This is a genomic window from Neoroseomonas rubea (assembly GCF_016106015.1).
Lineage (GTDB): Bacteria > Pseudomonadota > Alphaproteobacteria > Acetobacterales > Acetobacteraceae > Neoroseomonas > Neoroseomonas rubea.
In genome coordinates this window covers 1-8,551 of sequence record NZ_JACADQ010000167.1, presented here as the reverse complement: position 1 = coordinate 8,551, position 8,551 = coordinate 1, and the positions used below count along the sequence as shown (strand labels likewise).

8 protein-coding genes are annotated in these 8,551 nt (G+C 72.9%); 2 read left to right on the top strand and 6 right to left on the bottom strand.

All coding sequences use genetic code 11. The annotated features are described in order from the left end of the window. Positions 1–282: hypothetical protein (locus HW577_RS15385; protein WP_232474966.1), on the top strand; the 282-nt coding region annotated here is incomplete at its 5' end. Positions 283–384: 102 nt separating this feature from the next. On the opposite strand, the gene rfaE1 is transcribed toward HW577_RS15385, so the two are convergent. The 4 genes from rfaE1 to thrC all read right to left on the bottom strand — a co-directional run bounded on the left by rfaE1 (position 385) and on the right by thrC (position 5,812). Beyond that, the gene (gene rfaE1, locus HW577_RS15380) at positions 385–1,845 is read right to left on the bottom strand and encodes a D-glycero-beta-D-manno-heptose-7-phosphate kinase (protein WP_419956591.1); all 1,461 of its coding nucleotides are present in this window, start codon (positions 1,843–1,845) and stop codon (positions 385–387) included. A gap of 89 nt (positions 1,846–1,934) precedes the next feature. Beyond that, positions 1,935–3,149, bottom strand: a complete 1,215-nt coding sequence (locus HW577_RS15375) for a TldD/PmbA family protein (RefSeq protein ID WP_408639534.1) — start codon at positions 3,147–3,149, stop codon at positions 1,935–1,937. 8 nt (positions 3,150–3,157) lie between these two features. Beyond that, positions 3,158–4,396 carry a M16 family metallopeptidase gene (locus HW577_RS15370; protein WP_198377033.1) on the bottom strand — a complete coding sequence of 413 codons (1,239 nt, stop codon included), beginning with the start codon at positions 4,394–4,396 and terminating at the stop codon, positions 3,158–3,160. 18 nt (positions 4,397–4,414) lie between these two features. Next, positions 4,415–5,812 (bottom strand): threonine synthase, encoded by a 1,398-nt coding sequence (thrC, locus tag HW577_RS15365; RefSeq protein WP_198377032.1) that lies wholly within the window; start codon positions 5,810–5,812, stop codon positions 4,415–4,417. Between the two features lie 182 nt (positions 5,813–5,994). Here thrC and HW577_RS15360 point away from each other — a divergent pair, with 182 nt between their 5' ends. Continuing rightward, a complete protein-coding gene (locus HW577_RS15360; protein WP_198377031.1) occupies positions 5,995–6,867 on the top strand; it encodes a WcbI family polysaccharide biosynthesis putative acetyltransferase in 873 nt (290 codons plus the stop codon). On the opposite strand, the gene HW577_RS15355 is transcribed toward HW577_RS15360, so the two are convergent. Next, positions 6,868–8,355 (bottom strand): carboxypeptidase M32, encoded by a 1,488-nt coding sequence (locus HW577_RS15355; protein ID WP_198377030.1) that lies wholly within the window; start codon positions 8,353–8,355, stop codon positions 6,868–6,870. It lies immediately after the preceding gene. 7 nt (positions 8,356–8,362) lie between these two features. Further along, positions 8,363–8,551, bottom strand: a 189-nt coding sequence (locus HW577_RS15350) for an SURF1 family cytochrome oxidase biogenesis protein (protein WP_332837734.1), incomplete at its 5' end; no start/stop codon positions are given.

The window sequence follows — 8,551 nt, the reverse complement described above, 5'->3', positions numbered from 1 at the left end:
CTTGCCGCCGTCACCTGCCCTGCCACCTCCGGCTGGGCAGCGCGGCAGGTCTGTGCGACGCCGGGCATGGCCGCGCTGGATGCCGCCGTGGTGCGGGATGCGGAAGCGGCGCGCGCGCGGCTGGCGCGCAACCCGCAGGCGCTGGCGGAACTCGAGGCGCTGCTGGCGCGCTACATCGCCGCGCGGGAAGGCTGCGCCCGCACGCCCGGCCGCGTGCCGCTGGATTGCCTGCAGGAGACGATGGAGGAAACGCAGGCGGAGATCCGGCGGCGGATGGTGTGAGGCCGGCGGCCGCCTTCGGCGACGCGTTGGCAGTCCTTTTTCACGCCCTCAGGCGCCGGACGCGCGCTGGGGGCGGCGGATTCGCCGCCTCGGCGGGCCGACCTACCCGCGCAGCCGCGCCACCGTCGCCGTGGTGGAATTGCCGGGCAGCAACTCGGCGAGCCTGACCTCGCCGCCATACTCGCGCACCAGTTCGCCGCCCACCACCTGGTCCACCGTGTAGTCCGCGCCCTTCACCAGCACGTCGGGCTTGAGCAGGCGGATCAGTTCGACCGGCGTGTCTTCCTCGAACACCGTCACGCAATCGACCGTGGCGAGGGACGCCAGCACCGCCGCGCGCGCGGCCTCCCCCTGGATCGGCCGGGCCGCGCCCTTCAGCCGCTTCACGCTCGAATCGGAATTGAGCCCGACCACCAGCCGGTCGCACCAGGAGCGCGCCTGTTCCAGCAGGTGGACATGGCCGGGATGCAGCAGGTCGAAGCAGCCATTGGTGAAGCCCACGCGCCAGCCGCGGCGGCGCCAGCGTTCCACCTGCTCGGCCGCGCCGGCGCGGGAGACAACCTTGCGCAGCGCGCCGCGCTCGGGCGTCAGCGCCTCGGCCAGTTCTTCCTCCCGCACCACCGCGGTGCCGACCTTGCCCACCACGATGCCGGCGGCGAGGTTCGACAGCCGTGCGGCGACCGGCAGCGCCATGCCGGCGGCAAGCCCGGCGGCGAGCGTGGCGACCACCGTGTCGCCGGCGCCGGAGACGTCATGCACCTCCGCCGCCTCGGCCGGGAAATGGTGGATGCGCTCGCCATCCAGCAGCGTCATGCCGTCCTCGCTGCGCGTCACCAGCACGGCGCCGAAGCGGTGCTCAGCCTGCAGCGCGCGCATGGCGGCGAGGATCGCTTCCTCGCTGTCCACCGGCATCCCGGTCGCTTCCGCCAGTTCCGCGCGGTTCGGCGTGACGATGTCCGCCCCGGCGTAGCGGGAGAAGTCGCGCCCCTTGGGGTCCACCACCACGCGGCGGCCGGCGGCGTGCGCGGCCTCGATCAGGCGGCGGGACGTCTCCCCCCGCAGCACGCCCTTGTCGTAGTCCGACAGCACCAGCACCGTCGTCGCGGCGACGGCATCGGCGGCGATCTTGACCATACGGTCGGCGAGCCGCGGATGGATCGACTGCACCACCTCCTGGTCCGCGCGCATCAATTGCTGGCCGGAGGCGATGAAGCGGGTCTTGGTGGTGGTGTGCCGCCCGCCCTGCACCAGCAGCCAGGGCTCCACGCCCGGTTGCCCGCCGATCAGCCCGGTCAGGTCGCTGCCCGCCTGGTCGTCCCCCACCACCGAAACGAAGGCGACCGCGGCGCCGAGCGCCGTCAGGTTCCGCACGACATTGCCCGCCCCGCCGGGCATGGCGACCTCGCGCTCCACCGCCAGGACCGGCACCGGCGCTTCCGGGCTGATGCGCTTGACGGAGCCATAGACGTAGCGGTCGAGCATGGCGTCGCCCACCACCAGCACCGAGGCACGCCGGAAGGCGCGGATCGCGTCCGTCAACTCGGCGAGGGAGACCTCGGCCAGGGGGCGGTCGGCGTCGGGCGCGGGGCCTTGCATGGGCCAGCCCTAACCCGCCCGGCGCGGGCAGCGCAAGGCGAGCATCGCCCCGGCCGTCACGCGCCGGCCATCGTCATGCCATCCACGCGGATGGTGGGCGCATCCGTGCCGCGGCGGAATTCCAGGTCGTTGGCCGGAACCATGGCCCGGAACATGTCCTTGAGGTTGCCGGCCACGGTCACTTCGCTGACCGGTTCGGCCAGCTGCCCGTCGCGGATCATGAAGCCGGCCGCGCCCCGGCTGTAGTCGCCGGTGATGCCGTTCACGCCCATGCCGATCATCTCGGTGACGTAGAGCCCTTCCCTGATGTCGGCGATCAGCGCCTCGGGGGCCATCGCCCCCGGCTCCAGCCAGAGATTGGTCGGCGCCGGCCCGGGCGGGCCGCTGGTGCCGCGGCTGGCATGGCCGGTCGAGGCCATCCCCAGCTGCCGCGCGCTGCGCCAGTCCATCAGCCAGGTGGTCAGCACGCCATCGGCCACGATGGCGCGCGCCTGCCCCGGCATCCCTTCCCCGTCGAAGGGGCGGGATCGCAGGCCGCGCCGCCGCAACGGGTCGTCCCGCACCGTCAGCCCGGCCGCCAGCACCTGGCTGCCCATCGAATCCTTCAGGAAGGACGTGCCGCGCGCCACCGACGCGCCGTTGATCGCCCCCACCAGGTGCCCGAGCAGGCTGCCCGAGACGCGCGGCGCATAGACCACCGGGATGCGCGCGGTCTTCGGCCGCGTCGGGTTCAGCCGGCGGATCGCGCGTTCCCCCGCCCGCCGCCCGATCGCGACGGGGTCGTCGAGGTCGGCGAGATGCACGGTCGAGGACCAGTCGTAGTCCCGCTCCATCCCCGTCCCGCTGCCCGCCAGCGCGACCGCCGAGATGGAATGGGAGGTACGGGCGAATTCCCCCGCGAAGCCGGTCGAGGCCGCGAGCGCGATCGCCGTGCGCGACCAGCCGGCATCCGCCCCCTCGCTGTTCGTCACACCCTGGACGGCGAGCGCGGCTTCCTCCGCCGCCGCGGCGCGGGCGAGCAGCTCCTCCGCCGTCGGCTCGGTCGGGTCATCCAGGTCGAGATCCGCCGGCGGCACCGTGACGAGGTCGGGCAGGCCGGCGAAGGGGTCCTCCGGCACCACGCGCGCCATGGCGACCGCGCGGTCGGCCAGCGCGACGAAGCCCTTCGGGTCGGGATCGGTGGAGGAGACGATGGCGATGCGCCGGCCGAGGAAAACGCGCAGGCCGATGTCGAAGCCCTCGGAGCGTTCCAACTGCTCGATCGCGCCCATGCGGCGCTTCACCGCCAGCGAGGCGTTCTGCAGCAGCACGGCGTCGGCGGCGTCGGCCGTGCGCGGAACATCGCCGCCGCCGCCTGCTGCACCTGCTCCACCGTCACCGCCGCGATCTTCGCCTTGGTTTCCTCGACTGGGATAACGCGGCCATGCACCTGGAGTTGGCGGGCGAGTTGCTCGCAGCGGCTGCCGGTGCTCTCGAGCGACATGAGCAGCGAGGCGCGCAGCTGCGCCTTGGCGCGCGCCAGTTCGTCCTCCGTCACGTCGCGCTGCACGGCGCGCAGCGCCTCGATCGTCACGGGCACGAGTTCCTTCGCCTCGTTCTCCCCCGTCCCGGCATAGATCTGGAACAGGCCGCCATCGCGGAAGGGGGAGGCGAAGGAGTAGATCGAATAGACCAGCCCGCGCTTTTCCCGGATCTCCTGGAACAGGCGGGAGGACATGCCGCCGCCGAGCAGCGTCGAGAGCAGCTGCGTCGGGTAGTGCAGCGGGTCGCCATGCTTCGCCGAGGGGAAGCCGAGCACGATGTGCACCTGGTCGAGCTCGCGCGTCTCGCGGAACTCCCCGCCGGTGTAGCGCGCGGGCTCGGGCGCGGCGGCGCCGGTCGTGGGCAGGTCGGCGAAATGGGTGCGGACCATCTCCAGCAGCGCGTCGTGCTCGATGGCGCCGGCGGCGGCGACGACCATCGCCTCCGGCCCGTAATGGGTGCGCATGTAGCCGGTCAGCGCGTCGCGGCTCATCGTCTTGATGGTCGCTTCCGTGCCGAGCACGGGGCGGCCCATCGCCTGGGCGGGGAAGGCGGTTTCCTGGAAATGGTCGAAGACGATGTCGTCCGGCGTGTCGTTCGCCTGGCCGATCTCCTGCAGGATGACGCCGCGCTCGCGCTCCAGCTCCTCGGGGATGAAGGTGGAATGCGTGAGGATGTCGCCGATGATGTCCACGGCGAGGCCCGTGTCCTCCTTCAGCACCTTGGCGTAGAAGGCGGTCTGCTCGCGCGCGGTGTAGGCGTTGAGATGCCCGCCGACATTCTCGATCTCCCGCGCGATGGCCGCGGCGTCGCGCCGCGCGGTGCCCTTGAAGGCCATGTGTTCGAGGAAGTGGGAGACGCCGTTGACCTCCGGCGCCTCGTGGCGCGTGCCGGCGCCGATATAGGCGCCGACCGAGACGGTCTCGACGCGCGGCATGGTCTCGGAAACGACGGTCAGGCCATTGGGCAGGCGGGTGACGCGGACGGCATCGGACATGTGCGGGCGGGGCTTCCTTCAGGCGGCGTTGCGAAGGGCGTGGGCGCGGACCGCCGCCTCGATGGCGGCGAGGTCGTTCGGCAGGATGCCGTAGCGTTCCTCCCGTTCATATAGGTCGGCCATGCGCGCCGGCAGGGGGGGGCGCAGGCCCGTCGCGCGTTCCACCGCATCGGGGAACTTCGCCGGATGCGCGGTGGCGGCCACGATGACGGGGATGGCGGGGTCCTCGGGGGCGAGGACGCGGGCGGCGGCGGTGCCGACCGCGGTGTGCGGGTCGGCCAGGTAGCCGGCGTCGCGATGCAGGCGGCCGATCTCGGCCAGCGTGCCTTCGTCGTCCAGGGCGAAGCCGCGGAACAGCGACGTCGCCTCGCGCCAGGCCGCGTCGGGCACCGGCATGCGGCCTTCGGCGCGGAAGCGGCCCATGGCGTCGCGCGTGGCCGCGCCGTCGCGGCCGAGCATCTCGAACAGCAGCCGCTCGAAGTTGCTGCTCACCTGGATGTCCATGGACGGGGAGAGCGAGGGCTCGACCGCGCGCATGGACATGTCGTTCGCGGCGAGGAAGCGCGCCAGGATGTCGTTGCGGTTGGACCCCACGATGAGGCGGGAGATCGGCAGCCCCATCCGCCGCGCTGCCCAGGCGGCCAGCACATTGCCGAAATTGCCGGTGGGCACGGCGATGGCGACCTCCCGGTCCGGCGCGCCGAGCGCGAGCGCGGCCGCGGCGTAGTAGGGGATCTGCGCGGCGATGCGCGCCCAGTTGATGGAGTTGACGGCCGACAGCCGCATCTCCTGCCGGAAGGGCGCGTCGTTGAACATCGCCTTGACCAGGTCCTGGCAGGCGTCGAAGTCGCCTTCCACGGCGATGTTGGCGACATTGGGCGCCATCACCGTCGTCATCTGCCGCCGCTGCACCTCGCTGGTGCGGCCGCGCGGATGGAGGATGACGATGTCCACCGCGGCGCGGTCGCGGCAGGCCTCGATGGCGGCCGAGCCCGTGTCGCCCGATGTGGCGCCGACGATGGTCACGCGCTCGCCGCGCGCCGCCAGCACATGGTCGAACATCCGCCCGAGCAGCTGCAGCGCCATGTCCTTGAAGGCGAGCGTCGGGCCGTGGAAGAGCTCGAGCGCGAAGACGCGGGTGTCGAGCTGCACCAGCGGGACCGTCGCCGGGTGGCCGAAGCCCGCATAGGCTTCCGCGCACATCCGCTCCAGCGGCAGGTGCCCCGCGCCGAACAGGCCGAGCAGCCGGGCGGCGAGCGCCGGATAGGGCAGGCCGCGCAGCGCCCGCCATTCGGCGGTGGTCAGGCTGGGCCAGGCTTCCGGCACGAACAGGCCGCCATCCTCGGCGAGGCCGGCGAGCAGGACGGAATCGAAGTCGCGGGCCGGCACCTGGCCGCGGGTGGAGACGTAGCGCATGGGCGGTCTTTACCGGCTCGGGCCGCCGGCGGCGAGGGGCGCCATGCCGCCGGCGGCGGCGCGACGTGCGCTGCCGTCCCAGGCCAGGCGCGGTGACGCGCCGCCCCTTGCGGGGCGCATCGGATTGCCGCCGGGCGGGCCTGGCGCATATCCTTGCGAATCCGGAAGGACCAATTCGCCCGATGCGCATCGCCCTGATGGGCAATTGCCAGGTTCGCCTGATCGCCGAGGCCCTGCGCCGCGCCAATCCCGATGTTCGCATCGCCGGGACCTGGGAAATCCATGAGGTCCGGCCGGAAGACGAGGCAGGCGTACTCGCCGTCATGGACGGAAGTGACCTGGTGCTGAGCCAGCGCACGGGCGACGGCTACACGCGGCCGCGCGGCATACCGCGCCTGTCCACCGCCGCGCTGAAGGCGCGCGCGACAGCCCGGGTGCTGTCCTTTCCCGCGCTGCACTTCAAGGGTCATGCGCCGGATGTCCGGCACCTGATGGATGGGCGGATGAACGCGCTCGGCGGGCCGCTCGGCAACTACCATGTCGGGCAGATCGTCGATGCCTGGCGCGCCGGGCGGCCGGCGGCGGAGGCGGCGTCGCTGCTGGACGGGGAGGCGCTGCTGGCGCGCGAGCCCGACCCCTTCGCCGCATCGCTCGCCGATTTCGCGGCGCGGGAGGCCGAGACCGACGTGGTGTTCAGCGACGTGGTGGCGCGCCACGCCCGCGCCGGGCGGCAGTTCCACACGCCGGGGCACCCATCGAACCTGCTGCTGCTGCATTTCGCCATGCGCATCGCGCGGGTGGCGGGGATCGGCTTCGACCCGGCGCGCGCCGCGCCGCTGGCGGGCGCGCTCGACCTGATCGACATGCCGACCTATCCGGCGATCCGCCGACGCTACCGGTTGCCGGTCGAGCCGGGGACGCGCTTCCTCGGCGTGCGCCTCGGCCGCGTCGGGCCGGAAGGCGTGACGTATCAGGGCCGGGCGATCTACGACCGGCTGTCGGTCACCGAGGCCTTCTACCGCTTCTACGACGCGGTCGGGCCGCTGCCGGGCTGATCACGCGGCGAGGTAGCGTCGCGTCAGGTGTTCGGTGAAGTCGGACGGATCGAGCGGCTTGCCCGTCGCCGCGCGCAGCAGGTCCTGGAAGCCGAGCAGCGAGCCGCGGCCGTGCACATGCGTGCGCAGCCAGCCCAGCAGCGGCGAGAGGTCGCCTTCCGCCAGCGCCGCATCCAGCCCGGGTGCCGCCGCGCGCGCCGCCTTCATCAGCTGCGCCGCGGCCATGGCGCCGAGGGTGTAGGAGGGGAAATAGCCGAAGGCGCCGTCATGCCAGTGGATGTCCTGCAGGCAGCCCTTCGCATCGTCCGGCGGGACGATGCCGAGGATGCGCTTCAGCCCCTCGTTCCACGCGCCGGGCAGGTCCGCGACCTCGAGCGCGCCGCCGATCATCGCGCGCTCCAGCCGGAAGCGGAGGATGACATGGGCGGGGTAGGTGATCTCATCGGCATCGACGCGGATGAAGCCGCGCTCCACCCGCCGCCAGTGGCGCGCCAGGTTGGTCGCGGCATAGGGGCCGGCATCGCCGCCGAAGGCCTGGCGCAGTTCGCGCCCGAGGAAGCCCAGGAAGGCGTCGGAGCGGCAGGCCTGCATCTCGACGATCAGGGACTGGCTTTCATGCGCGGCCATCCCCGCGGCCTCGCCCACCGGCTGGCGGGCGAAGGCGGCGGGCAGGCCCTGTTCGTACAGCGCGTGGCCGGTCTCGTGCAGCACGCCGAGCACGGCCTTCGCCGCGTCGTCCTCGTCGTAGAAGGTCGTCAGCCGCTGGTCGCGCGGCGTGCCGCCGCAGAAGGGATGGAGCGATTCGTCGAGGCGCGCATGCGCGTAGTCGAGTCCGATGCGCTCGGACAGCCGCCGGCACAGCGCCCGCTGCGCATCGACCGGAAAGGGGCCGGGCAGCGGCACGGGGGCGGGGCGCGCGGCCTCGATCGCCTCGGCGCGCGGCAGGGCGTCGGCGAGGAAGGCCTCGTAGGCGGTGAAGACCGGCTCGACATCGGCGGCCGTGATGCCGCGCTGGTAGCCATCCATCAGCGCGTCATAGGGGTCCATGCCCAGCGCGGCGGCCAGCGCCTGCGCGGTTTCCCGCTGCAGGCGCACCACCTCGGTCAGCGCCGGTGCCACCCGCGCGAAATCGGCCGTCGCCTTGGCTTCCCGCCAGATCTTCTCGCAGGCCGAATTGGCGCGCGCGGTCGCTTCCACCAGCGATGTCGGCAGCGCGGTGGCGCGGGCATGGGCGCGGGCCATCAGGGCGAGGTTCGCTTCCTCCCACGCGCCTTCGCCGCGGGCGATCTCCAGATCCTCCCGGACCACGGGCGCGGTGAGGAGCTCATGCGCGAGGCCGGCGAGCGCGGCGAGCTGCTCCCCGCGCGATTCCCCGCCGCCCGGCGGCATCATGGTGGCGGCGTCCCAATGCAGCATGGATGCCGCTTCCCCCAGCGCGGCGATGCGCGCGAAGCGGGCCTTCAGGCGGTTATAGGCGGCGTTGTGCATGGCCCTCTCATTCCTTCAGCCGGCGCCGCGCCCAGACCAGGAACACCCCGGCGAGCGCGGCGGCGAGGCCGTACCAGGTGATGGCATAGCCGAGATGGTTGTTGCGCGGGCGCGGCATCGCGCGGTCCGGGTCCGGCAGCCCGCGCGCCTGGCCCAGCGCCACCAGCGCGAAGGGCGCGGCGGCGGGCAGGCCGAG